At 42.6% G+C, this 23,644-nt stretch carries 21 protein-coding genes and 1 other annotated feature; of the genes, 10 read left to right on the top strand and 11 right to left on the bottom strand.

The window, feature by feature from the left end; all coding sequences use genetic code 11:
• Nucleotides 1–328: 328 nt before the first annotated feature.
• From minC to CYL31_RS11260, 5 genes are all read left to right on the top strand, one after another.
• Nucleotides 329–1,054, top strand: coding sequence for a septum site-determining protein MinC (gene minC / locus CYL31_RS11280; protein ID WP_212915348.1), 726 nt, complete (start codon nucleotides 329–331; stop codon nucleotides 1,052–1,054).
• A gap of 61 nt (nucleotides 1,055–1,115) precedes the next feature.
• Nucleotides 1,116–1,925 (top strand): septum site-determining protein MinD, encoded by an 810-nt coding sequence (gene minD / locus CYL31_RS11275; RefSeq protein WP_212915347.1) that lies wholly within the window; start codon nucleotides 1,116–1,118, stop codon nucleotides 1,923–1,925.
• Between the two features lies 1 nt (nucleotide 1,926).
• Nucleotides 1,927–2,184 (top strand): cell division topological specificity factor MinE, encoded by a 258-nt coding sequence (gene minE, locus CYL31_RS11270; protein ID WP_212915346.1) that lies wholly within the window; start codon nucleotides 1,927–1,929, stop codon nucleotides 2,182–2,184.
• Between the two features lie 174 nt (nucleotides 2,185–2,358).
• Nucleotides 2,359–3,540: a cytochrome-c peroxidase gene (locus tag CYL31_RS11265; RefSeq protein WP_212915345.1), complete on the top strand. Its 1,182-nt coding sequence runs from the start codon at nucleotides 2,359–2,361 to the stop codon at nucleotides 3,538–3,540.
• Nucleotides 3,541–3,698: 158 nt separating this feature from the next.
• Nucleotides 3,699–4,751 (top strand): aldo/keto reductase, encoded by a 1,053-nt coding sequence (locus tag CYL31_RS11260; protein ID WP_212915344.1) that lies wholly within the window; start codon nucleotides 3,699–3,701, stop codon nucleotides 4,749–4,751.
• A gap of 171 nt (nucleotides 4,752–4,922) precedes the next feature.
• Here the strand turns inward: CYL31_RS11260 and fusA are convergent, their stop codons facing one another.
• From fusA to CYL31_RS11235, 5 genes are all read right to left on the bottom strand, one after another.
• A complete protein-coding gene (gene fusA / locus CYL31_RS11255) occupies nucleotides 4,923–7,013 on the bottom strand; it encodes an elongation factor G (protein ID WP_212915343.1) in 2,091 nt (696 codons plus the stop codon).
• A gap of 184 nt (nucleotides 7,014–7,197) precedes the next feature.
• A complete protein-coding gene (locus CYL31_RS11250; RefSeq protein ID WP_212915342.1) occupies nucleotides 7,198–8,367 on the bottom strand; it encodes a cation:proton antiporter domain-containing protein in 1,170 nt (389 codons plus the stop codon).
• A 50-nt stretch (nucleotides 8,368–8,417) separates the two neighbouring features.
• The gene (locus CYL31_RS11245) at nucleotides 8,418–9,086 is read right to left on the bottom strand and encodes a TIGR04211 family SH3 domain-containing protein (RefSeq protein ID WP_212915341.1); all 669 of its coding nucleotides are present in this window, start codon (nucleotides 9,084–9,086) and stop codon (nucleotides 8,418–8,420) included.
• Between the two features lie 123 nt (nucleotides 9,087–9,209).
• Nucleotides 9,210–9,686, bottom strand: coding sequence for a DUF934 domain-containing protein (locus tag CYL31_RS11240; RefSeq protein WP_212915340.1), 477 nt, complete (start codon nucleotides 9,684–9,686; stop codon nucleotides 9,210–9,212).
• Nucleotides 9,670–11,331, bottom strand: a complete 1,662-nt coding sequence (locus CYL31_RS11235; RefSeq protein ID WP_212915339.1) for a nitrite/sulfite reductase — start codon at nucleotides 11,329–11,331, stop codon at nucleotides 9,670–9,672. Before CYL31_RS11235 ends, CYL31_RS11240 begins: the two co-directional genes overlap by 17 nt.
• A gap of 250 nt (nucleotides 11,332–11,581) precedes the next feature.
• Here CYL31_RS11235 and nfuA point away from each other — a divergent pair, with 250 nt between their 5' ends.
• Nucleotides 11,582–12,163 (top strand): Fe-S biogenesis protein NfuA, encoded by a 582-nt coding sequence (nfuA, locus tag CYL31_RS11230; RefSeq protein ID WP_072841949.1) that lies wholly within the window; start codon nucleotides 11,582–11,584, stop codon nucleotides 12,161–12,163.
• Between the two features lie 90 nt (nucleotides 12,164–12,253).
• Here the strand turns inward: nfuA and CYL31_RS11225 are convergent, their stop codons facing one another.
• Complete coding sequence (locus tag CYL31_RS11225) at nucleotides 12,254–13,330, bottom strand: 3-deoxy-7-phosphoheptulonate synthase (protein WP_212915338.1); 1,077 nt, start codon at nucleotides 13,328–13,330, stop codon at nucleotides 12,254–12,256.
• A gap of 96 nt (nucleotides 13,331–13,426) precedes the next feature.
• A complete protein-coding gene (locus CYL31_RS11220) occupies nucleotides 13,427–14,188 on the bottom strand; it encodes a sulfite exporter TauE/SafE family protein (protein WP_212915337.1) in 762 nt (253 codons plus the stop codon).
• 108 nt (nucleotides 14,189–14,296) lie between these two features.
• Here CYL31_RS11220 and cysB point away from each other — a divergent pair, with 108 nt between their 5' ends.
• Nucleotides 14,297–15,271, top strand: a complete 975-nt coding sequence (gene cysB, locus CYL31_RS11215) for an HTH-type transcriptional regulator CysB (protein WP_048814008.1) — start codon at nucleotides 14,297–14,299, stop codon at nucleotides 15,269–15,271.
• 85 nt (nucleotides 15,272–15,356) lie between these two features.
• Here cysB and wrbA read toward each other — a convergent pair whose 3' ends face one another.
• The 4 genes from wrbA to CYL31_RS11195 form a co-directional block, all read right to left on the bottom strand.
• The gene (wrbA, locus tag CYL31_RS11210; RefSeq protein ID WP_212915336.1) at nucleotides 15,357–15,959 is read right to left on the bottom strand and encodes an NAD(P)H:quinone oxidoreductase; all 603 of its coding nucleotides are present in this window, start codon (nucleotides 15,957–15,959) and stop codon (nucleotides 15,357–15,359) included.
• A gap of 28 nt (nucleotides 15,960–15,987) precedes the next feature.
• Nucleotides 15,988–16,332, bottom strand: a complete 345-nt coding sequence (arsC, locus tag CYL31_RS11205) for an arsenate reductase (glutaredoxin) (RefSeq protein WP_212915335.1) — start codon at nucleotides 16,330–16,332, stop codon at nucleotides 15,988–15,990.
• A gap of 72 nt (nucleotides 16,333–16,404) precedes the next feature.
• Nucleotides 16,405–18,129, bottom strand: coding sequence for a proline--tRNA ligase (locus CYL31_RS11200; protein ID WP_212915334.1), 1,725 nt, complete (start codon nucleotides 18,127–18,129; stop codon nucleotides 16,405–16,407).
• A gap of 71 nt (nucleotides 18,130–18,200) precedes the next feature.
• Nucleotides 18,201–19,070, bottom strand: coding sequence for an SMP-30/gluconolactonase/LRE family protein (locus CYL31_RS11195; RefSeq protein WP_212915333.1), 870 nt, complete (start codon nucleotides 19,068–19,070; stop codon nucleotides 18,201–18,203).
• An 85-nt stretch (nucleotides 19,071–19,155) separates the two neighbouring features.
• Between CYL31_RS11195 and CYL31_RS11190 the strand changes: the two genes are divergently transcribed.
• The 3 genes from CYL31_RS11190 (at nucleotide 19,156) to CYL31_RS11180 (ending at nucleotide 23,052) form a co-directional block, all read left to right on the top strand.
• Nucleotides 19,156–19,599: an HIT domain-containing protein gene (locus CYL31_RS11190; RefSeq protein ID WP_212915332.1), complete on the top strand. Its 444-nt coding sequence runs from the start codon at nucleotides 19,156–19,158 to the stop codon at nucleotides 19,597–19,599.
• 63 nt (nucleotides 19,600–19,662) lie between these two features.
• Nucleotides 19,663–21,372: a DUF2786 domain-containing protein gene (locus tag CYL31_RS11185; RefSeq protein WP_212915331.1), complete on the top strand. Its 1,710-nt coding sequence runs from the start codon at nucleotides 19,663–19,665 to the stop codon at nucleotides 21,370–21,372.
• A gap of 162 nt (nucleotides 21,373–21,534) precedes the next feature.
• Nucleotides 21,535–23,052: a fumarate hydratase gene (locus CYL31_RS11180; RefSeq protein WP_212915330.1), complete on the top strand. Its 1,518-nt coding sequence runs from the start codon at nucleotides 21,535–21,537 to the stop codon at nucleotides 23,050–23,052.
• Nucleotides 23,053–23,519: 467 nt separating this feature from the next.
• Nucleotides 23,520–23,639: a sequence feature (16S ribosomal RNA rRNA prediction is too short), on the top strand.
• The last annotated feature ends 5 nt before the right edge of the window (nucleotides 23,640–23,644 follow it).

Here is a 23,644-nt window from a genome sequence, read left to right as displayed (position 1 = left end):
TGTATTTATTTGCTTATTTGTTGGCTGTTCATGGTGCATAAAATGGTGCAAAAGTTTTCCCCAGATTTATGGGAACAAGTATGTAAGTAAGTTGTAAAATATTAATTAAATCAAATGCTTAATCTTGCGTTCATTATTGCTCATTTTGCGTTATTCTTAGCACTACAAGAGAGCAGTATGAGTTTTTTTGTGAATGTAAAGACATTGTAGTGGTGGCTTTCTTTAATCATTCAGCTTGATAGAATAGATTTTTAACGCTGATAGTGAAAGTTCAGTGCGGCTTTTCAACATTTAAGGCCATTTAAGTTATTAAAAAAGGACAGTTTGCATGACAGACTCAGGCTTCCGACTTAAAGGAAGTGTCGTTACGACGGTTTTATTAGAAATTCAAACCTTTTCATTAGATGACATTGTGTTTCATTTAAAAGAGAAGATTGATCAGGTTCCGCATTTCTTTAATCAAGCCCCGATCATTATTGATATTTCGAAAATGAAACGTGGTATTAGGTTAGAAGAATTTGAAGTGTTGATTCAATCGGTGAGCGCTCTTGGTCTTGGTGTGATTGGCTGGCGTTGTGATCCTGATGCGTTGCCTGTGTGGAATGCTTCAGTGACTATTCCTCTTTTGCCGGCAAGTAAAGCAAGACCTATTAATATGTCTCCTGCAGTAAAAGAAGAGGCGAGCCCTGATGTCGTTGTGAGGACTGTGGTTGAGGAGCGATTGGTGCCTCAGGCTACGAAAGTTATTACTAAACCGATTCGCTCTGGGCAGCAAGTTTATGCAGAAGGGGATTTAATTATTCTTAATCAGGTCAGTGCTGGTGCGGAAGTGCTAGCGGATGGCAATATCCACGTTTATGGAGCTTTACGAGGTCGCGCTTTAGCGGGTGTTAAAGGTGATGTGGAGGCGCGAATTTTTTGTAAAAGCATGGAGGCCGAGCTGGTTTCTATTGCTGGTAATTTTATGTTGAGTGATGCGCTGCGAAATATCGTTTGGAAAGACAGCGCGCAAGTGTTATTAGTTGACGATAGCTTAGAAATCGTACCGCTTTAAGATTTATTATTCATTTTTACTGTATAGATAAACTCATTTGAGGTTATCGGGGGATAAAGCATTGGCAAAAATTATAGTAGTCACCTCAGGCAAGGGTGGCGTCGGAAAGACAACATCCAGTGCTGCTATTGGGACTGGTATTGCGTTAAAGGGACATAAGACGGTTATTATCGATTTCGATGTGGGCTTACGTAATCTAGACTTGATTATGGGTTGTGAGCGTCGAGTGGTTTATGACTTTGTAAATGTCATAAACAAAGAGGCAACGCTATCTCAGGCGTTGATTAAAGATAAGCGCACGAAAGATTTGTTTATTTTGCCGGCTTCTCAGACGCGCGACAAAGATGCGTTGACTATAGAAGGCGTTCAGGAAGTTCTTGAAGAGCTTGCTAAGGAATTTGAATACATTATATGTGATTCGCCTGCAGGTATTGAAAAGGGCGCTCAGATGGCGTTGTACTTTGCTGATGCTGCAATTGTTGTGACTAACCCAGAAGTTTCTTCTGTACGTGATTCAGATCGTATTTTGGGGATCCTGCAAAGTAAGTCTAAACGAGCTGAGGATGGTAAAGCGCCGATTGAGGAGCACCTTCTTTTAACTCGTTATCATCCTGGGCGTGTTGCATTGGGTGAAATGTTAAGTGTGTCCGATGTTGAGGATATCTTGGCAATTCCATTGCTTGGTGTTATTCCTGAGTCTGAGGCGGTATTGAAAGCTTCGAACCAAGGTACGCCAGTTATTTTGGATACAGCTTCAGAAGCTGGTTTAGCCTATATGGATGCCGTTGATCGTTTGATGGGTGAAGAGCGTCCTTTACGCTTTTTAGAAGTTCAGAAGAAAGGCTTTATCAAGCGTTTATTAGGGGGTTAGAGTGGGAATTTTTGACTATTTTAAAAGCAAAAGCGCGCCTAGCTCCGCTTCTGTTGCCAAGGATCGATTGCAAATTATCGTTGCTCATGAGCGCAGTAAGCGCCATCAGCCGGATTATTTGCCACAGATGCAGCAAGAAATCATCGATGTTATTCGTAAGTATGTGAATATCGGCAGTGAAGATGTGCAGATCCAGCTGGATAATACTGATGATTGCTCAATATTAGAGTTGAATGTGACCTTGCCAGAGCAAAACTAGCTTCGAAGTAAGTGATCGTATCGATAGGAAAGCACTAAATGAGACAATTGATATATGTCTTGTTTGGTGCTTTTTTTATATCTAATTGACGGAGTTTGGGTGTCATTGTTTTACTCACGTTTTCATGGGTGTATGATTCGTGCCATTCATTTTTGATTGTTAGAGTAAGATAACATGCTGCGTTTTTCTCTAGGTGTGATGGCTGTTTCTGTGCTTCTTTCTGCTTGTAGTGAGCCTAAGCAAGCCGTTTCACAAATAAAGTCTACAAAATCATCTCCTGAGCTCCCTATTGCAATGAAAGATCCTAAGGCGATGCTGGGTGCGCAGTTGTTTTTTGATACCAATTTATCTAAAGAGCGCAATCAGTCTTGTGGAACTTGCCACGATATAGCCAATGGCTTTGTTGATAAAAGGTCAGATGCATTATTTGGTGCTGTTTCATTGGGAAGTGATCGAGTGTCCATGGGTAGTCGTAATACGCCAACAGCTGCTTACGCCGCCTTCGCGCCGACTTTTCATCGTATGGCTAATGGCGAGTATCGTGGTGGCCAGTTTTTAGATGGTCGCGCTTCTGGTTTGGCTCAACAGGCCGAAGGGCCTTTTGTTAATCCTTTAGAAATGGCTATGCCTGACGGTGCAGCGGTTGTTAGTCGAGTAAAAGAAAATGCGCGCTATGAAGGCTTGTTTAACTCAATTTATGGGCAAGATATTTTAAATGACCCTATAAAGGGGTATGCGGCGATTACTGATTCAATTGCGACGTTTGAAAAAACGGCTATGTTTATGCCTTTCGACTCTAGATACGATCGTGCTTTGCGTGGCGAAATAAAACTAACTCAGCAAGAGGAGTTGGGTAAGACCTTATTTTTCTCTCAGCAATTTACTAACTGTAATGCATGTCATCAACTAAATACGTCACCGCTTAATGCTCAAGAAACATTTACTAATTACGAATATCGTAATATTGGTGTTCCAGCTAATGCTGATTTGATGGCCTATAATGGCAATAAAAAAGATCTTGGATTGTTGGATAATCCGTCTATAGATGATCCTAAGCAAGCAGGTAAATTTAAAGTGCCGTCTTTGCGTAATGTTGCAGTGACTGGGCCATATATGCATAACGGTGTTTTTAAAGATCTTCGAACTGTTGTGCTTTTTTATGATAAGTACAACAACCCTCAGCGTACGATAAACCCTGAAACAGGCAAGCCTTGGGCTGAGCCAGAAGTAGCGGAAAATATAGACTTGGTGAATTTACAAAAAGGCCCTGCATTGCCAGATCAAAGGGTGGACGCCATTGTTGCTTTTTTGAAGACATTAACGGACCAGCGATATGAGTCATTGCTTGATAAATAGAAATCTTTGTTGCTGAGGTCTTCGTTAGTAGCTTAAATTAACTCCTTATTGTTTTCATTGATAAAACTGGCTAGTGGAGGAAAAATTTATTACATTGATTGTTTGGTTATTTTCTTTCGCATCTTGTATGTGTCGCTTGAATTTAAAAGGTTAATACAATGAAATATGTTCCACTTGGCCGAACTGGCTTAGAAGTTTCTCGAGTGTGTTTGGGTACTATGACTTGGGGGACTCAAAACAACCAAGCTGATGCTGATGTTCAAATTGAATACGCCTTAGCAAATGGTGTGAATTTTATTGATACGGCTGAAATGTATTCTATCCCGCCAACTGCTGAGTCTTATGGCAAAACAGAAACTATTATTGGTGATTGGCTTTCTCGTAACCCATCTCGTCGTAAAGAGTTTATTCTTGCTACTAAAATTGCTGGTCCTGGTATGAAATACGTTCGCGACGGCAGTAATATTTCTGGCAAAACAGTGATTGAAGCGGTGGATGCTTCTTTAAAGCGTTTGCAGACAGACTATATTGATCTTTATCAGCTTCATTGGCCAAATCGTTCTACGCCGCATTTTGCAAAACATTTTCCAGGTGTGATTAGTTTTACGGATGTTGACCGTGATGAGCAGTCTGCTCAAATTCTAGATATTCTTCAAGGTTTGGATGCGTGTATTAAGGCCGGTAAGATTCGTCATTTTGGTTTGTCTGACGATACGACTTGGGGGATTAATGAATTTATTCGTCTCAGTGAAAAGCATGATTTGCCACGTGTTGCTTCTATTCAAAACGAATTTAGTTTGTTGCATACAAAAGATTGGCCATATCTAGTCGAAAACTGTGTTCATGAAGATGTGGCGTATTTGCCATGGTCGCCTTTGGCTGCCGGTGCTTTAACGGGAAAATATCTTGGTGGTGCTCGCCCTGAAGGCAGTCGTTGGACTTATTCTCAGCGTAACGGTATTTTCCGCGATACACCTTTGGTTGAGAAGGCGGTTGCCGCTTATATGGAGGTCGCTAAAAAGCATGGTTTCACTGCAGCTCAACTTGCCTTGGCATGGTGTGATCAAGTTGACGGTGTAAGTTCGACTATCATTGGAGCGACGTCTTTGGAGCAGCTAAAAGAAGATATGGCGGCGTTTGATATGACCCTGTCTGAAGAGGCTTTAAAGGATATCATGGCCGTCTTTAAAGAGTATCCTGTTCCGTTTTAATAGGCAGCTGATTAGCTCTGATATGAATTTAAAAAGCGCTTCGGCGCTTTTTTTGTGTCTGTAAAATTAGAGTTATGAAAGATGAGTGTTTAGTTTGCTTTGTTTTGTTCAATAAAAAACCCGATACACATTGTGTATCGGGTTTTTTCAGAGATTAGAAAAAACTATGAATTAGTTCTTTTCTCTTTCTTTTTTGTCTTTAACAGCAGCGATAACAGTTTCAGCTACGTTAGAAGGACATGGTAGGTAGTGAGAGAACTCCATAGAGAACTGACCACGACCAGAAGTCATTGTACGAAGAGTACTGATGTAACCAAACATTTCAGATAGAGGAACGTCTGCTTTGATGCGAACACCAGTCAAACCTTTCTCTTGGTCTTTGATCATGCCACGACGACGGTTCAAGTCACCGATAACATCACCAACGTGGTCATCTGGAGTGAACACGTCAACTTTCATGATTGGTTCGATTAGCTGCGGACCAGCTTTTGGAATTGACTGACGGAAAGCGCCTTTAGCTGCGATTTCGAAGGCAATTGCAGAAGAGTCAACTGCGTGGAATCCACCGTCGAACAATTCAACTTCAATGTCTAGTACAGGGAAGCCTGCTAGAACACCTTGGTTCATCATGGACTTGAAGCCTTTTTCTACAGCTGGGAAGAACTCTTTTGGTACGTTACCACCAACAACTGAAGAAGAGAACTTGAAGCCAGAGCCCACTTCGCCTGGTTTGATGCGGTAGTCGATTTTACCGAACTGACCAGAACCACCAGACTGTTTCTTGTGAGTGTAAGTATCTTCTACAGGCTTAGTGATAGTCTCACGGTAAGCTACCTGTGGCTGACCAACAATTAGATCAACGCCGTAAGTACGTTTCAAGATATCTACTTTGATGTCTAGGTGAAGTTCACCCATGCCTTTAAGGATGGTTTCGCCAGAGTCAATATCAGTTTCAACGCGGAACGTTGGATCTTCTGCAACCATTTTACCAATTGCAATACCCATCTTCTCGTTACCACCTTTATCTTTAGGCGTAACAGAGATAGAGATAACTGGCTCAGGGAAAACCATTGCTTCAAGAGTACAAGGGTGCTTAGGATCACAAAGCGTGTGACCTGTTTGTACGTTTTTCATACCAACGATTGCTAGGATATCACCAGCTTGTGCTGTGCTGATTTCTTTACGATCGTTTGCTTGCATTTCTACCATGCGGCCTACACGTTCAGTTTTGCCCGTGAAGCTGTTAAGGATAGTATCACCTTTGTTTAGTACGCCTGAGTAGATACGTACGAAAGTAAGGGCGCCGAAACGGTCATCCATGATTTTAAATGCAAGTGCTTTCAATGGCTCTTTAGCATCAACGATTGCTTTTTCGCCATTTGGATTACCTTCTTCATCCGTAAGATCCTGAGGAATTACGTCAGTTGGGCTTGGTAGGTAATCAACAACAGCATCAAGAAGAAGCTGCATGCCTTTGTTTTTGAAGGCAGAACCACAGTAAGTTGGGAAGAACGCAAGGTCACGAGTACCTTTACGGATACAACGTTTTAGGTCATCCATAGAAGGCTCTTCGCCGTCCATGTAGGCCATCATAACGTCGTCGTCTTGCTCAACTGCTGTTTCTAGAAGCTTTTCACGGTACTCTTCAACAATCTCTTCCATGTCAGCAGGAATGTCTTCGATGCTGTAGTTTTCTGGCTGGCCAGAATCATCCCAGATGTAAGCTTTGCGAGACAGTAGGTCAACAACACCAGAGAACTCGTCTTCAGTACCAATTGGTAGAACCATGATAAGAGGAGTTGCGCCTAGTACTTTTTTAACTTGTTCAGTTACACGGTAAAAGCTTGCACCTAGACGGTCTAGCTTGTTTACGAAGATCAAACGTGCAACTTCAGAATCGTTGGCATAACGCCAGTTAGTTTCTGATTGTGGTTCAACACCACCAGAACCACAGAATACACCGATACCGCCGTCAAGAACTTTTAGTGAACGGTATACTTCTACTGTGAAGTCAACGTGTCCAGGTGTGTCGATAACGTTAAAACGGTGATCTTTCCAGAAACAAGTTACAGCCGCAGACTGGATGGTAATACCACGCTCAGCTTCCTGTTCCATGAAGTCAGTTGTAGATTCACCTTCATGCACTTCACCAAGCTTGTGGATCATACCGGTAAGTTTAAGAATACGTTCTGTAGTAGTCGTTTTGCCCGCGTCAACGTGAGCAAAAATACCGATGTTTCTGTATTTTGATAAGTCAGCCATTACATTACTCTAAATAAGTGAGGACGAAATTTGCGCGTTAGTATACAAGACTTTTTGCATTTGTAGTCAGGTATTTCGCGCTATTCTATTATATTTTATGTGCCTAAAGAAAGAGGCAATAGGAAAGCATTTTATAAATGTAGTCTAAGGTCTCTCTGTAGCTTTTGAATTTGCCCCTAAATCGCTAATCTCGACGTAATTTATCAGAAATTGCAATTGGGTTGGGGAAGTTCAAAATGACGATATAGGTTGATAAAGCAAAGCTAAGAATGGCAGTGGCTTGTATGACATGAGAGGCTTCTGTGCCTATTAGACCTATATTGGCTGCCAAATAGGCTATTAGTAGTGAAAATTCACTTACTTGACCAAGACGAAAGCCGACTTCCCAAGATGTACTGGCATCTTCTTTTATGCCTTTCAATAGATGGCGAAAAACCACGGGCTTAATAAGCATTGAGCTAATTGCCAGAATTAAGGCAGGGACAATGACTAGACTAAGTAGATCAAGATTAAAGCTTGCACCTATGGTAAAGAAAAACAGAATTAAGAAAAAATCTCGCAATGGCTTGAGGTGAGTGGCTATGTATTGGGATATCGGGCTGGTTGCTAGTGCCACGCCTGCTATGAAAGCGCCCATTTCCGCTGACAAGCCTGCTGTCTCTGCAAGTACTGCCATGGATAAGCACCATCCTATAGAGATTAAGAAAATATATTCATGAAAACGATCAAATCGAGTGATTAGTTTTAGCAGAATGTATTTTACGAATATAAAGGCGCCAGCCACCAATAACGGCAAACCTATCAGAGGTTTAAGGTATTGCATTGCGCCGTTGTCTTCTGTGCCGGAAATACTATACAAAACCAGCAATACACCGATTGCAATCATGTCTTGTAATAACAATAAGCCAACCACTAGCTCGCCTGTGTGTTTGTGGTGTAACACAGTAGTCGGAAGTAATTTAATGCAGACAATTGTGCTGGAAAACATCATGGCAATGCCGATTATTAGGCTTTCGACGCTGCTATAACCGCAAAGTATTGCAACTCCATATCCTAGAGCTGCAAAAATGGCTGAGCTGAGGAGGGCGATCCATGAGGCTTTTTTAAGCATGTTTATTAGGTGGCTTGGCTGCATGTCTAGGCCAAGTAAGAAAAGCAAAAAGATGATGCCGATGTGGCTCATCTCATCCATGAGTCTGGGTTCGTTAATAAGAGATAATGCAGAAGGGCCAAATAATACGCCAAGGGCAATGTAGGCGATTATCATAGGTTGCCTTGTGTATAAGGCGATGGAAGCAACAACAGCCGCTCCTGCAAATATTAAAAAGAAGGAGTGTACTATCGATGCTTCCATTGATTGTCCTTTATAGAGCTAAGAGCTTCTATGAAGCGAAAGGCTTCTACTTAAGACCAGGAGCCTGTGCTGCTTTTCTTGCGTCGTAGCATAGGTAATAGTATGCCAAGTAGTAAGCCACCTAAAAGAGTTGCTCCACCAATCATAAACCATTTTTGCTCGGTCGTGTCTTGTAGTTTTTCAGCTTGCGCTATCGCTGTGCTTGCTTGCTGCTTGAGTGTTTCTATCTGATAGCTCACATCTTCATTTTGGGTAACAATCGCCTGCGCTTTTTGAGTTAGTTCGGCGGTATCTTGTAGTTGCTGCTTTAGTGAGTCATTTTCGTCTTTTAGGCTGGCGTTGGTGTTATTTAGCTCTTGAATCTTTTGTTGGCTAGCTTTAAGTGTTTCAGTAACTTCTGTTTTGCTATTTGTGCTTCTTTCAAGTCTGGTCTGTAAGGTATCTAGTTGATCCCTTGTTACCATATCTTCGCTAAGGAAATAATCGGCAACCCAGCCTTCGTTCCCGCTCGGAGTTCGAACTTTGGTGTAGCCATCATTTTGTTCCAGAACGGTTAATGGCGTCCCGCTTTTTAAGCCTCTTTCTACTGCTCTTGTGTTGTTGTCTAGTCCTTCTCGGATAGCAACAAATTGGATGTCGGAAATGTATACTGTCGCAGAGTGCGCAGTGGCAGAGAGTAGTGCGCCAACAATTAGGCTGGTAATACGTATTTTAGACACGTCAAGTTCCTTTAACAATCAATCACTTTATCTGTTTAGTACGATAATGATGAGGCGCCCAATACGCAATAGAAAAGGCCATCGTAATGGCCTTTTCTTGTTAGTTTATTGAAAATGTTTTGTTTAGCGACGCAGGAATAGCGGTCTAGGGTCTGATACGTCACCTTGATAGGCGATTGAAAAGGGCTTATGCAACGCAAGTGCCTTTTCTAAATCTACTTCTTCGTTGAACTGGAAACTGTTAAATCCAACTCGTAAAAGGTAGCCTAATTGATCCGGAATGAAGTTGCCAAGCGCTCTGATTTCGCCTTGGTAGTTCAGTCTTTCTCTTAGTAGGCGAGCGTAACTAAACCCGCGGCCATCAGTAAAGGCTGGGAAGTTTACGCCAATCACTTCAAACTGACTTAAGTCGATATCGTGTAGAAATTCAACTCCGTCGCCTGCTTCTAACCAGATTCCAGCCACTTTGCCAATGCTATCTTTTTCAGAAAGCCATTTCTGTGCTGCTACAATGCTGTCTGGTGTTACTGCTTGCTCAGCATCTTGTAGCCAGTTGTAAGTGTTGTCGATAATCTCGCCGTTTTTAATTAGCTTTGGCATAAGCAGCCTCTTTAAATGGTGTGATGCCAACGCGGCGATAAGTGTCGATAAAACGTTCTTCTTCAGAACGATTTGCAACGTATACATTCATTAGTTTTTGAATAACGCCGCTGATTTCTTCTTGAGCGAATGATGGGCCAAGGATTTTACCAATGCTTGCATCGTGACCTGAAGCGCCACCGATAGAGATTTGGTAAAACTCTTCACCTTTCTTGTCTACACCTAGAATGCCAATATTACCAACGTGATGGTGACCACATGCATTCATACAGCCTGAAATATTCAAATCGATATTCCCAAGGTCATAGAGGTAGTCAAGATCATTAAAGGTTTCTTGGATTTGCGCAGCAATCGGAATGGATTTTGCGTTAGCTAACGCACAAAAATCACCGCCAGGGCAGCAAATCATGTCGGTTAATAGGCCTAGAGTTGGTGTGGCAAAGCCCGCTTCTTTTGCTGCCTCCCAAAGGTCGACTAGCTGTTCTTGACGAACATCGGCAAGCACTAAGTTTTGCTCGTGGCTGACGCGTAATTCACCGAAACTGAACTTGTCGGCAAGGTCCGCGGCTTTATGCATTTGCTCAGCTGTGGCGTCACCAGGTGCTTGTCCTGCTTTTTTAAGTGTTAGCGTTACTATACGGTAACCTGATTTTTTGTGTTCAAATGTATTGCGTTCAAACCAGCGTGCAAAGCCAGCACTGTCTGCTAGTTTGCTTGTTAGGCTAGCTGGCTGGTTTTCTAGCGTGTCATAGTTTGGTTCGCTAAAGAAACCTTGTAGGCGCTCGAACTCGCTCATTGGAACTGTGCTTTCTTTGCCCTTTAGGTGCTGCCATTCGGCTTCAACGCGACTGCGGAATTCTTCGATACCCAGTGCTTTGACTAGTATTTTAATACGAGCCTTATACTTGTTATCGCGACGGCCTTGTTGGTTATAAACGCGAATAATAGCATCTAGGTAGGTTAGTAGATCCACGCGAGGAATAAACTCACTGATGGTAACGCCAACCATTGGAGTTCGACCTAGGCCACCGCCAACAATAACTTTAAAGCCGATTTCGCCTGCTTCGTTTTTCTTAATGTGTAAGCCAATATCGTGCACTTGAGTTGCTGCGCGGTCAGCAGACTCGGTAGCGTTTACGGCAATCTTGAATTTACGCGGAAGGAAGGCAAATTCAGGATGGAAGGTAGACCACTGACGAATCAATTCACAGTAAGGACGGGGATCAACGATTTCATCTGAGATGACGCCAGCGTATTGGTCTGTCGTTGTATTACGAATACAGTTGCCACTTGTTTGTACGGCATGCATTTGCACTTCAGCAAGCTCAGCCAAGATGTCTGGAACATCTTCTATTTTTGGCCAATTCAGCTGTAAATTCTGGCGAGTACTAAAATGCCCGTATGATCTGTCATAGCGGCAGCTTATGTCGGCCAATTTGCGTAATTGCGCGCTAGAAAGCATTCCATACGGAATCGCAATACGCAGCATTGGTGCGTAACGTTGTACGTAAAGGCCGTTTTGAAGGCGCAATGGTAGGAATTCTTGCTCGCTCAATTCTTGGTTTAAATAGCGGCGTGTCTGGTCGCGAAATTGTGCTACACGCTCTTCAACAAGCTGTTGGTCAATGGCGTCGTATTGATACATAGTGAAATGAACCGTGGTTAATAAATGTTAGTTAAGCCATGTTAGCAAATATCCTTTATTCTAAAAATGAATATTTATCTATATCTTTAGGGGTTTTGCTAATAAGGCTTATTTGGAATCTGTTTATCGAAAAAGGGTATAAACAGAAAGAGGAAAAATACCCTACTTTTTTACTTGGTCTTTGGCTTTGTTCTTCATCTCCTGTAATATAACTCTTATTGATCGTTATATAGATTTTGAAAGGGTTATTATGAATATTACAATTACCGATGGTGCCCAAGAATATCTTTCTTCTTTGCTAGAAAAACAAGGAGTTGAAGGTATTGCTGTACGAATTTTTATCCAGCAACCGGGCACGCCTTATGCTGAAACCTGCTTGGCTTATTGTCGTCCAGACGAAGTAAATGAGACGGATGAAATTTTAAATCTGCCAAAGCTCAAAGTGTACATTGAAAAGAATTCTGTTAACTTTTTGGATGAAGCTTTTGTTGATTACGCTACCGAGAAAATGGGCGGCCAGTTAACAATTAAGGCGCCAAATGCCAAAATGCCGAAAGTAACGGCCGACAGCCCAATTGAAGATCAGATTAATTATGTACTTTATTCTGATATCAATCCAGGTTTGGCAGCTCATGGTGGTGAAGTAAGTTTGCTTGAAGTGATCGATGGTCAAGTTGCTGTGTTGAAATTCGGTGGCGGTTGTCAGGGTTGCAGTGCGGTTGATCTGACTCTTAAAGAAGGTGTTGAAAAAACTTTGATGGAAAAAGTGCCAGGTCTTACTGCTGTTAAAGACTCTACAGATCATACTGTTACAGATAATGCTTTTATGTAAGTGTATCTTACAAAAAACATTTAATAAAAAAGGGGCGTCGCTTAATTGCGATTCCCCTTTTTTGTTGAACGGCTTTCTGGTTAGTAAAGCTTATCCACGTTTACGTTTTGGCAGTACGTCACGTAGTGTGTCAGCCATTTCTGTAAGCGCTTTTTCTGTTGTTTCCCAGTCAATGCAGGCATCGGTAATGGAAACGCCGTATTCTAGGTCGCTTAAATTAGCAGGTACTTTCTGGTTGCCCCAGCCAATGTTGCTTTCGATCATAAGCCCCATGATAGATTGGTTGCCATCAAGGATCTGTTGGGTGGAGTCTTCTGCAACTGTTATTTGGCGTTCAGGTTTTTTGCTGGAGTTCTCATGGGAAGTATCTATCATGATGTTCACTTTTAGATTAGCTTTTGCTAATTCTTGTTCTGCTTCAGCAACAAATTTTGTTTCGTAGTTAGGCTTGCCGCCACCGCCGCGAAGAACAATGTGGCCGTAATCATTGCCTTTTGTGTTCACAACGGTAACTTGACCTTCTTCATTGATGCCTAAGAAGGAGTGTGGGTGTGAAACGGATTGCATTGCATTGATTGCAACAGTCAAGCCGCCATCTGTACCGTTTTTGAACCCTACAGGGCCAGATAGACCTGATGCCATTTCTCGGTGAGTTTGTGACTCAGTGGTTCTTGCTCCGATAGCAGACCAGCTAATAAGATCCTGAATATACTGCGGTGAAATAGGATCTAGCGCTTCAGTAGCAAGAGGAAGGCCGAGTTCTGCTAAGTCAATAAGTAGCTTACGACCAATGCGAATACCTTTGTTTATATCAAATGTACCATCTAGATTAGGGTCATTGATCAAGCCTTTCCAACCAACGGTTGTGCGTGGCTTTTCAAAATAAGCACGCATGATGATATACAGAGTATCATCTAATTTTTCGGCAAGTGCTTTTAAGCGGTTTGCATAATCTAATGCTGCTTTTGGGTCATGAATAGAGCATGGCCCAATTACGATAGCTAGGCGGTGGTCTTTACCGTCCATAATATTTTTGATTATGTCGCGGGATTCCGCTACGTGGCTGCTAACGCTTTCGCTTACTGGCAGCTCTTTCTTTAATTGACTCGGTGTTACCAGGGGGGTAAATGAGGCAATATTTAAGTCTTCAAGACGTTTGTTACTCATTGCGGGGTTTCCTGCTTTTTTGCTTTTAATTATAGCCGCTAACAATATCGTGTTTTTCTCTTTGAATGAACCGCTAGGGCATCTATTTTTTATTTTTTAGAAGAAAAGATACTTCACGCCAAAAGAGAGTAGGGCTGTTGCTAGTACAGGTTGCAAAACATGGTTAGGTACATGGCTTGCTATGCGTGTGCCAATATATATTGTCGGGATGGAGCCTATTAAAAGCGCGGCTAATAACGTGTAGTCGACATTGCCTAAGAAAATATGCCCCGTGCCTGCAACTAGTGTGAGTGGGACAGCATGAGCGAGATCGGTACCAACAATATTTTTAGCTCTCATGATGGGGAATAATATCATCATGATAGCGGTTCCTAAGGCGCCAGCACCTACGGAAGTAAGGGTGACGAGCACGCCTAGGATAAACCCACAGATAAAAACGATTTTAGTGCTTTGGTCTTCTGATATGTTGAAACTTAACGCTCTGGTCAACTTGGCTCTAAATAGTATTGCCACAGCGGTGATGACAAGCATCATGCCCAATGTACTAGTTAAAATTTCTTGGTAGTGGTCGGGTTTTTCAAACTGTGATAGAGCCCATACGGTTATAAGTGATGCAGGAATACTGCCTGCTGCCATGGCGAAAACTATCTTCCAGTTAACGTTGCCGCGTTTAGCATGCATAACAACGCCAGTGCTTTTTGCAATGCCAGCGTACATAAGATCTGTGCCAATAGCGATGTGAGGAGGAAAGCCAAACATTAATAAGAGAGGTGTCATAAGTGAGCCGCCACCAACACCTGTGATGCCAACAGCCAAACCAACCGCCGCACCCGCGGAAATGTACCAAAGAAAATCCATTAGAAAGCCATATTGAAGTTATTTAAGCTGGCAACACTAGAGGTTTTTTACTATTCTATAAAGTAATATTTTATTATGTTTTTAACTCTTTTTCGAATAAGGCAGACGATGAAGTTACAACAGCTTAGGTATATATGGGAAGTGGCTCGTCATGATTTAAATGTCTCGGCCACGGCGCAAAGTTTATACACGTCACAGCCTGGCGTTAGTAAGCAGATTCGTCTTTTGGAAGATGAGCTTGGTGTGGAGGTGTTTGCGCGAAGTGGAAAGCATTTGACGCATGTAACACCTGCTGGTGAGAAAATTATTGCGTTAGCTGGTGAAGTTCTTAGTCAGACGCAAAATATTAAACGTGTAGCGAAAGAGTTTAGTGATGAGCGTAAAGGGTCGCTTGATATCGCAACGACTCATACGCAGGCTCGATATGCTTTGCCTAAAGTGATTAATCAATTCATTGAGGGTTATCCTGACGTTAGTTTGCATATGCATCAAGGTACGCCGATGCAAATTGCAGAAATGGCAAACGACGGGCTTGTTGATTTTGCGATTGCAACAGAAGCGCTGGAGTTGTTTGGTAATTTAGTCATGCTGCCTTGTTATACTTGGAACCGTTCTGTGGTTGTGCCAAAAGATCATCCGTTGGCCAAAGTGAATAAACTGACTTTGCAAGCGTTGGCTGAGTATCCTATTGTCACGTATGTGTTTGGTTTTACGGGTCGATCTCAATTGGATCAGGCTTTTCAAGAGGCTGAATTACAACCAAATGTTGTATTTACTGCTGCGGACTCTGATGTGATTAAAACTTATGTGCGCTTAGGGCTTGGTGTTGGGATTGTGGCTTCAATGGCCCATGATGAAATGCAAGATGCGGATTTGGTTGCTTTAGATGCTTCGCATCTTTTTGCAGACAGTTGCACAAAAATAGGCATTCGTAGTAATACATTCATTCGTGGCTATATGTATAAATTTATTGAATCTTTTGCGCCTCATCTGACAAAAGATGTCGTAATGGCTGCGATGGAGGCTGGGAATCGGCAAGATGTTGAGTTGTTGTTTAAAGATGTAGAGCTCCCAAGGCACTGACTGTAACTGTTAGGTTATAAATAAAGCCGCAGTGTATTTCATGCTGCGGCTTTTTTATTGGGATTGATTAAAAACAGTAAGTAGCTTACTTTTTTAGCTTGATTGCCATCTCTGCAATTCGCTTGCCTTGTGCTTCGCAGAGTGTTTTTTCATCATTTGTCAAAGCGGTTTCATGTGTGCTGTTTGCTAGGTGGCTTGCACCATAAGGCGTTCCGCCTGCCTGTGTGCTAATTAGCTCTTTGTTTTTATAAGGCAACCCAAGCCAAACCATGCCGTGATGGATTAATGGTGTCATCATGCTATGAATGCATTGTTCTTGGCCGCCGTGCATGGTGCTTGCGCTGGTGAAACCGCAAGCCGGTTTGTCTATCAATTGCCCTGTTAGCCAAAGTGTCGATGTTTGATCGATGAAGTGCTTCAATGGTGCAGCCATGCTGCCAAAATAGGAAGGTGAGCCAATAGCAAGTCCTGAGCAGTCAGCTAGTTCTTCCAGCGTGCAGTAAGGTGCTCCATCATCAGGTAAAGCTGGTGAGGCGACGTTTGTTATGTCTGACACTTCTGGGACTTGGCGTATCTTTGCTTCTATCCCATTGGTTTTGTTGATGCCTCGGGCAATGTGTTTTGCCATTTCTGAGACTGAGCCGTGGCGGCTGTAAAACAAAACCAATACGTAAGGTGACTGTGTCATTCGGTAGCTCCTATTTGGTTATTCTCATTTATTCAAATAAAGCTAAGACATCTTCCGGTGGACGGCCAATTTTTGCTTTGTCGTTGTGGATGACAATGGGACGTTCTATTAAGCTTGGATTTGCTTGCATGGCTTGTAGACGCTCTTCGTCGGTAGAATCTTTGCCTAAGTCAAGTTCTTTATAGATGGCTTCTTTGGTGCGCATGAGTTCTAGCGGCGTTATATTTAGTTGTGTAAGCAGTGTTTGGATTTCCTCGATGCTTGGGGTGTCTTGCAAATACAGGCGAATCTCAGGTTGGATATTATTATCTTCTAAAAGTTGTAAGGTTTGGCGAGATTTTGAGCAGCGAGGGTTGTGGTAAATAGTTGTCATGTCTACTTTCCTAGTCGTTGTTCGCATGAAAAAGCCTAACGGAAGTGGTAGCTTCCGTTAGGCTTGACGGTGTTATTTTTTGCTTAGAATAAACTCGACTGCATCAGCGATAGCGATGTCTTCGTTTTCACCTGCTTTGCGATATTTATATTCTAGTGTGCCTTTTTCTAGGCCTTTATCGCCTACAACCAAGCGATGCGGAATACCTAGCAACTCGCAATCAGCGAATTTAACGCCTGGGCGTTCTTTGCGATCATCTAACAAAACGTCTAAACCTTTGGCTTTGAGTTCGTCGTATAGGCGATCACATTCGGTACGAACCGCTTCTGACTTATCATAGTTCATGGCAACAATAGCAATGTCGAATGGTGCGATACTTTCTGGCCACAAAATGCCTTTTTCATCGAAGTTTTGTTCGATAGCGGCTGCAACAATTCGAGAAACGCCAATGCCGTAACAGCCCATGTGCATGACTTGTGCCTTACCGTTTTCATCTAAAACGGTGGCTTTAAGAGCTTCCGCATATTGTTGGCCCAGTTGGAATATATGACCCACTTCGATGCCGCGCTTGATAATGATAGTGCCTTTTCCATCTGGAGAAGGATCGCCTTCTACGACGTTACGGATATCGGCAATTTCAAATGCTGCGCAATCACGCTCCCAGTTTAGGCCAGTGAAGTGATAGTCGTCTTTGTTTGCACCGGCACAGAAGTCAGACATCACCGCTGCTGAGCGATCTACTATAACTCGAATTCCTTTTTCTGCTAAGCCTTTTGGTCCGATGGAGCCTGGTGTGCAGCCAGTTTTCGCAATGATGTCAGCTTCTTCAGCGAACTCAAATGGAGACACAATACCAGATAGTTTTTCCACTTTGATTTCGTTGATGTTGTGATCACCGCGTAGAACAAGTGCAACGATAGTTGGTTGCTCATCCTTATCAACTGCTTTTACTAGCATAGTCTTTACTGTGCTGGTGACATCTAATTTTAAAAATTCAGCAACTTTCGCAATGGTTTTGCAGTCGGGAGTGAATACCTCTGCTATATCTTGCGTTGGTGCGTCGGCTTGCTCTTTTAGGCAAATGGCTTCTGCAAGCTCGATGTTTGCAGCAAAGTCGGATGAATTACTAAATGCAATATCATCTTCACCAGAATCGGCTAGGACATGGAATTCGTGTGAGTATGCGCCGCCGATGCTGCCTGTATCTGCGCGAACTGGGCGGTAATCTAGGCCGATGCGATCAAATACATTGCAGTAAGCTTTATGCATGACATCATAGGTTTCTTGTAGTGATTCAGCGCCAACGTGAAATGAGTAGGCGTCTTTCATGCAGAACTCGCGTGAACGCATTACACCAAAGCGAGGGCGAACTTCGTCACGGAATTTGGTTTGAATTTGAAAGAAATTCATTGGTAGTTGTTTGTAGCTAGTCAATTCGTTACGCGCAAGTTCTGTGATGACTTCTTCATGGGTTGGGCCAAGGCAATACTCGCGACCGTGACGGTCTTGGAGGCGAAGCAGTTCAGGGCCGTATTTCTGCCAACGTCCTGTTTCTTGCCATAATTCTGCAGGTTGAACGCCTGGCATCATGACTTCAAGGGAGCCTGCTTTTTCCATTTCGTCACGGACAATGCTTTCGACTTTGCGGAAAACTTTAAGGCCTGTTGGTAGCCAGGTGTATAAGCCTTTTGAGATTTGGCGAATCATACCGGCACGAACCATTAGCTGATGGCTGGTGACGACGGCGTCAGTTGGTGCATCACGTAGGGTAGAGAATAAATAGTTGCTTGCGCGCATAATAATATCAGTACTTTAAAGTTGAGTGATTAAAGTTAAATAGCAAAAAAATCAAATTGTAAGCTAAGGCTTCAGCCTGCGAAGCGCGGCTCAATCTGGCCTTTTACATTTGTTTCAATAGCAAAGATTCCACCTGCTTGGGGAAACTGTTTTAATTCTTCTTCTGTTTGTGCACCACGACATGTGCTCACAAACAGTGTTCTCATTTCTGGTCCGCCAAAGGCAACCATTGTTGGGTAGGTTGCAGGAACTGGATATTCTTCTAAAATTTCACCCTGGGGGTTAATTTTTACAACGCGCTGTCCTTGATAAAGAGCAGACCAGTAATTTCCCTCACTATCAACTGCAGCACCATCTGGCCGGCCATTGCCATGTGGAAATTGAATAAAAACGCGTTTATTGGTTGCAGCACCGCTTTCTAAGTCATAATCGAATTGATAAACCACATGATTCGGTGTGTCTGAATAATACATAATGGTGTTGTCAGGAGAAAATGCTAAACCATTAGATGTCCAGGCTGCTTGGTCAATAAGGCTTTCTTGGCCGCCACTGAATTGATGTAATGCACCATTAAAGGCATCTTTTGGTGAGTACATAGTGCCAGCTAGAAAGCGACCTTTAGCATCACAACGACCATCATTGAAGCGAGTTGTTTTTTGATCGTAAGTGGCAAGCCAATAAGGCTTTAAGTCAGCATCAATGTGCTCGAATGTATAGACACCAGAGCGAAATGCTGCGATGAAACCGCCATTTTCAGCTAATGAGAAGCAGCCAATTTCTTCATCGAATTCGCGACTTGATAGTTTTTTTGATTTTGTGTCGTAAGCGTATAGTATGAAAGAATCTATATCGACAAAATAGAGCGTTTGAGTACGTTCGTCCCAACGAGGACATTCGGCTAATTTTGCTTGTGCATCCACGGCACATTGCATATCAGTCATGCTGGCTCCAAGTCTCTGAGAGTTTTTAAAAATAGGGTGCTATAGTGCTTATGAAAGCCTTTTTTGTAAATAGGAAGATGTAAAGATGTTTGAGTTAAATCCAGTGTTAGGTCGTGATTCTATTCTTGTTGGGCACTTTTCATTATGTCAATTGCGTCTTATAAATGATGCTCAGTTTCCATGGTTTATACTTGTGCCACAGCGAAATGACATCACTGAAATATATCAGCTTGTAGAAGAAGATCGCCAGCAATTGATGGCAGAAAGTTGCCTGTTGGCGGAAACGCTCCATGATGCCTTTTCCGCAACTAAGCTGAACGTTGCCGCTATTGGTAATCTAGTGCCTCAATTGCACATGCATCATATCGTTCGATATACAACTGATCCATGCTGGCCTGGCCCAGTTTGGGGGGAATTGGATGCTATTGCTTATTCAAAAGAAGAATTGGCTGAAATTTTGCAGAAGGTTCATTCGTTACTGAGTGATGATTTGACATTACCTAGTGATGGGGCTGAACTTTACTATTGAGAAAAAGCCCTAAATTTGTATTCTATACTGAGTGAAATTTAGCCAACTTGGAAAGCGTGTTTTATGAGCATAAGCAAAAGGAAGAAGGCCATACAGAAAGTTGTTAAATTATTGAATTTAGCAACCTCTACTAATTCTAGTGAGTCTGTAATGGCTTTGCGTCATGCGGAGTCGCTAATTAGGCAGTATCAGGTTGCTCAACGAGAGCTACCTATTTTGCAGTTGTGTGATCGCGCTATGCTTTACCGTGTTAGTTGGGGTGGGGCCTCTCCTCGATATCAAAAAGATACCGTCGCAAAATCATCCCCTGAAGGATCTGTCTACCAGCGTCGTTTCAGTGAAAAGGGTAACGACCCAAGTCGAGCTTATGAATCTGCTCGTACTATTCTTGATGATTTGGAGCTTTCCGATTCTCACGGTGTTGGTGCGACTCTAGATGATCAGGTCTTGTCAGATGATAAAAATGCAGATTATGAAGGAGAATCTGTGGGCTATAAGGGTCGAGTTACTGGTGATATTGGTGCTCAAGCTGAAGATGCTGAGTCAAATTTTGAATTAGATGGCGATAGTGTTGGTGAAGGTAGCATGACAGCGGAAAGTGTTTTTGAAGATGCGGATGAGGGTGTGGTGGTAGGGTCTGCTGTTAATGAAAGTGGGCAGGATGGTTCTGCGAATTATACCTCCAGCGATAATGTAATTAATGCCGCCAAAGCTTTTCGCCCAGATAATCATGGGTTTACTGAAACATTAAAGACTCAGTATGCTACCAGTGATCCGAATGTGCCATTTGTAGAAGACGGATACTGGTCAAAAATATACGACAAACTTGCGGATTTTGATGAGGCTAAAATTCAAACTGAAATAGAAGCTCTAGATAAGCAGCTTTTATTGGCGCAAGAAAACCTGCAGCTCAAAAAGCAGAAGCGCCATGCGCATGAGCAAGGTGAAGTGCAGGAGCGGGCTGAGCGGGCTCGAATCGAGCAAAGTTTTGAGGAAGCTATTGAGCGAGCATTTCAGGCTAGGGCAAAATCCTACGAGGCATGGGAAGATAGTTGTACCAAGATTCGTATGGCTCGTCTAAGGGATGAGCAAGAGGCTGTTCAGGGGTATGATTCTATTAGTCATGCCTTAGCGAAAAATAAAGAGTCTCTTAAGCAGCACTTGCAACGCAAAGAAGATTACAGGGCTGCTAAAATAATGCACGAGTTGCGTAGGCATCTTGTACTTGCGGTATCTGTTGGTAAAGATGCAATCGCATCTTATGAAAAAGTGATCGATATCATGTCTGAGAACGGGCTTTCCCTTAAGGATTTAGAATTTTCAGATATCAAAAATAAAAGTTTGTTTATTCGTTTGTTGGAGCGTGAATCTGCTCTTATTTCAGATGTGCACGCAAGAGAAGCGCACACTGAAGAAATGCTAGACAAATTTTTAACCTCTAGTTTGGTGAAAAAAGAATCACGTACATCTGAAAATCCTATTCAACATATTCAGCGTTTGCTTATAGCGGCAAGTGAGGGCGGTCAGTTCGAAACTCAGAAGAATTTAGAGCAAGTTATTTATCTGATGGAAGTTAATGGTATTGGTGTTAGAGATATTGGGTACGGCTTTATTAAAAAATATTCTGTTTTTATTCGTTTGATCAACTGGGAGGCTGAGCGTATCCCTTCACTACCAGACCGAGAAAAATTTACTGCTCAAATTTTAGAGGAATATATTCAGCACTCTGTTCAAAAGCCAAAGACTGATAGGGAGCAAAAAGCTAACCGTTAAGTTTCTTCTAAAAGGTACTAACTTTTTTCTACTTATACCCCTCATTCATTTGATTGATGAGGGGTATATTTCTTTAAAACCCACCTTAATGCTTTCTTTGCAAGGCTGCATCTTTTACCATTTCGTTTTCGAATTAATCGTAATACTCGGCAGGAGAGAAGCATGAGCATTATTAAAGAAGATGACCTGATTGATAGCGTAGCAGACGCATTGCAGTTTATCTCTTATTACCACCCTCTGGATTTCGTAAAAGCGGTGCATGAAGCATACGAACGAGAAGAAAGTAAGGCCGCGAAAGATTCGATGGCGCAAATTCTTATTAACTCTCGTATGTGTGCTGAAGGTAAGCGTCCAATTTGTCAGGACACGGGGATTGTTACCGTTTTTGTTAAAATCGGTATGAATGTTCAATGGGAAAGTGCTAGAAGTGTTACTGATATGATTAATGAAGGTGTGCGTCGTGCCTACCTTCATCCAGATAACGTATTGCGTGCTTCTATACTTGCAGATCCTGCTGGAGCTCGTAAAAACACCAAAGACAATACGCCTGCTGTGATTCACATGGAGGTTGTACCTGGTGATACTGTCGAGGTTCACGTCGCTGCTAAAGGTGGCGGTTCTGAAAACAAATCTAAATTAGCGATGCTTAACCCTTCCGACGATATTGTTGAATGGGTTAAGAAAACAGTTCCTACAATGGGGGCGGGTTGGTGTCCTCCTGGAATGCTTGGCATAGGTATTGGCGGTACTGCTGAGAAAGCTATGGTTATGGCGAAAGAGTCTTTGATGGAGCCTATTGATATTCATGAGTTGAAAGCTCGAGGTCCCCAGACTCGCATTGAAGAGCTTCGCTTGGCTATTTTTGAAGCTGTCAATAATCTGGGTATCGGTGCGCAAGGTCTTGGTGGATTAACAACTGTTCTTGATGTGAAGATTATGGATTATCCAACTCATGCCGCTTCATTGCCTGTTGCCATGATTCCTAATTGTGCGGCAACTCGTCATGCACACTTTGTACTTGATGGTTCTGGTCCAGCAGATTTGGTTCCTCCATCATTAGACGATTGGCCGGAAATTACTTGGGAGGTGGGTGAAAGTGTTCGTCGAGTTGATTTAAATACTATTACGCCTGAGCAAGTAAAAGAATGGCAGCCTGGTGAGACTATTTTGCTAAATGGTAAAATGTTAACTGGTCGTGATGCGGCTCATAAGAAAATGGTTGAGATGATCGCTAACGGCGAAGAGCTTCCTGTCGATCTAAAAGGTCGTTTTATTTATTATGTTGGGCCTGTTGATCCAGTAAGAGATGAAGCTGTAGGTCCTGCAGGTCCTACCACGGCGACTCGAATGGATAAATTCACTCGTACGATTCTGGATAAAACGGGGCTACTTGGGATGATTGGTAAGTCTGAGCGCGGTCCTGTTGCAATTGAAGCGATCAAAGAATTTGGTGCGGTTTACCTGATGGCAGTAGGTGGTGCGGCTTATTTGGTTTCTAAAGCAATCAAAAAAGCAGACGTCGTTGCCTTTCCTGAGTTAGGTATGGAGGCTATCTATGAATTTGATGTTGTTGATATGCCTGTGACAGTTGCCGTTGATACATTGGGTACATCTGTTCATATCACAGGACCTGCTGAGTGGAAGAGTAGAATCGAAGCGCAAGCACTAGAAATTAAGTAGTTGATCTTGGTTTATTAACAAAAAATCACTGTATTTAGCAATGCAGTGATTTTTTTTGTTTAAAAACGGTTGCATGGATCAAAATAGTCTGTATTATACACGACCTCAGCCGCACAGCATGTGTGGCGAAGCTCTTTAAAATAGATAATCAGATAATTTGTGTGGGCGCTCGCTGGAGGCTTCAGAAGATTGTCCGGATTGGTTTTTAACTGGTTCGAGATGATCAAAAAAATTGAAGTCTTGCGAAACGTCTAACACGTCAATTCGCTTTATGTTGTTTTGTTGTTCTTATGGACGATGAAATGATTAAGTTATTGTTAGTGTAATAGATTTTGAGTAAGCAAACTTTTTAACTGAAGAGTTTGATCATGGCTCAGATTGAACGCTGGCGGCAGGCTTAACACATGCAAGTCGAGCGGTAACAGGGGAGCTTGCTCCTGCTGACGAGCGGCGGACGGGTGAGTAACGCGTAGGAATCTACCTAGTAGAGGGGGACAACATGTGGAAACGCATGCTAATACCGCATACGCCCTAAGGGGGAAAGGAGGGGATTTTTCGGAGCCTTCCGCTATTAGATGAGCCTGCGTAAGAT

Source organism: Marinomonas sp. A3A, assembly GCF_018336955.1.
Lineage (GTDB): Bacteria > Pseudomonadota > Gammaproteobacteria > Pseudomonadales > Marinomonadaceae > Marinomonas > Marinomonas lutimaris.
This window is presented reverse-complemented; position numbering and strand designations above follow the sequence as displayed.

Excerpts from the sequence above, each read along its gene's own strand:
- minC (WP_212915348.1), top strand. The coding sequence starts at position 329 with ATGACAGACTCAGGCTTCCGACTTAAAGGAAGTGTCGTTACGACGGTT.
- CYL31_RS11265 (WP_212915345.1), top strand. The coding sequence starts at position 2,359 with ATGCTGCGTTTTTCTCTAGGTGTGATGGCTGTTTCTGTGCTTCTTTCT.
- CYL31_RS11260 (WP_212915344.1), top strand. The coding sequence starts at position 3,699 with ATGAAATATGTTCCACTTGGCCGAACTGGCTTAGAAGTTTCTCGAGTG.
- fusA (WP_212915343.1), bottom strand. The coding sequence starts at position 7,013 with ATGGCTGACTTATCAAAATACAGAAACATCGGTATTTTTGCTCACGTT.
- CYL31_RS11250 (WP_212915342.1), bottom strand. The coding sequence starts at position 8,367 with ATGGAAGCATCGATAGTACACTCCTTCTTTTTAATATTTGCAGGAGCG.
- CYL31_RS11240 (WP_212915340.1), bottom strand. The coding sequence starts at position 9,686 with ATGCCAAAGCTAATTAAAAACGGCGAGATTATCGACAACACTTACAAC.
- CYL31_RS11235 (WP_212915339.1), bottom strand. The coding sequence starts at position 11,331 with ATGTATCAATACGACGCCATTGACCAACAGCTTGTTGAAGAGCGTGTA.
- nfuA (WP_072841949.1), top strand. The coding sequence starts at position 11,582 with ATGAATATTACAATTACCGATGGTGCCCAAGAATATCTTTCTTCTTTG.
- CYL31_RS11225 (WP_212915338.1), bottom strand. The coding sequence starts at position 13,330 with ATGAGTAACAAACGTCTTGAAGACTTAAATATTGCCTCATTTACCCCC.
- CYL31_RS11220 (WP_212915337.1), bottom strand. The coding sequence starts at position 14,188 with ATGGATTTTCTTTGGTACATTTCCGCGGGTGCGGCGGTTGGTTTGGCT.
- cysB (WP_048814008.1), top strand. The coding sequence starts at position 14,297 with ATGAAGTTACAACAGCTTAGGTATATATGGGAAGTGGCTCGTCATGAT.
- wrbA (WP_212915336.1), bottom strand. The coding sequence starts at position 15,959 with ATGACACAGTCACCTTACGTATTGGTTTTGTTTTACAGCCGCCACGGC.
- arsC (WP_212915335.1), bottom strand. The coding sequence starts at position 16,332 with ATGACAACTATTTACCACAACCCTCGCTGCTCAAAATCTCGCCAAACC.
- CYL31_RS11200 (WP_212915334.1), bottom strand. The coding sequence starts at position 18,129 with ATGCGCGCAAGCAACTATTTATTCTCTACCCTACGTGATGCACCAACT.
- CYL31_RS11195 (WP_212915333.1), bottom strand. The coding sequence starts at position 19,070 with ATGACTGATATGCAATGTGCCGTGGATGCACAAGCAAAATTAGCCGAA.
- CYL31_RS11190 (WP_212915332.1), top strand. The coding sequence starts at position 19,156 with ATGTTTGAGTTAAATCCAGTGTTAGGTCGTGATTCTATTCTTGTTGGG.
- CYL31_RS11185 (WP_212915331.1), top strand. The coding sequence starts at position 19,663 with ATGAGCATAAGCAAAAGGAAGAAGGCCATACAGAAAGTTGTTAAATTA.
- CYL31_RS11180 (WP_212915330.1), top strand. The coding sequence starts at position 21,535 with ATGAGCATTATTAAAGAAGATGACCTGATTGATAGCGTAGCAGACGCA.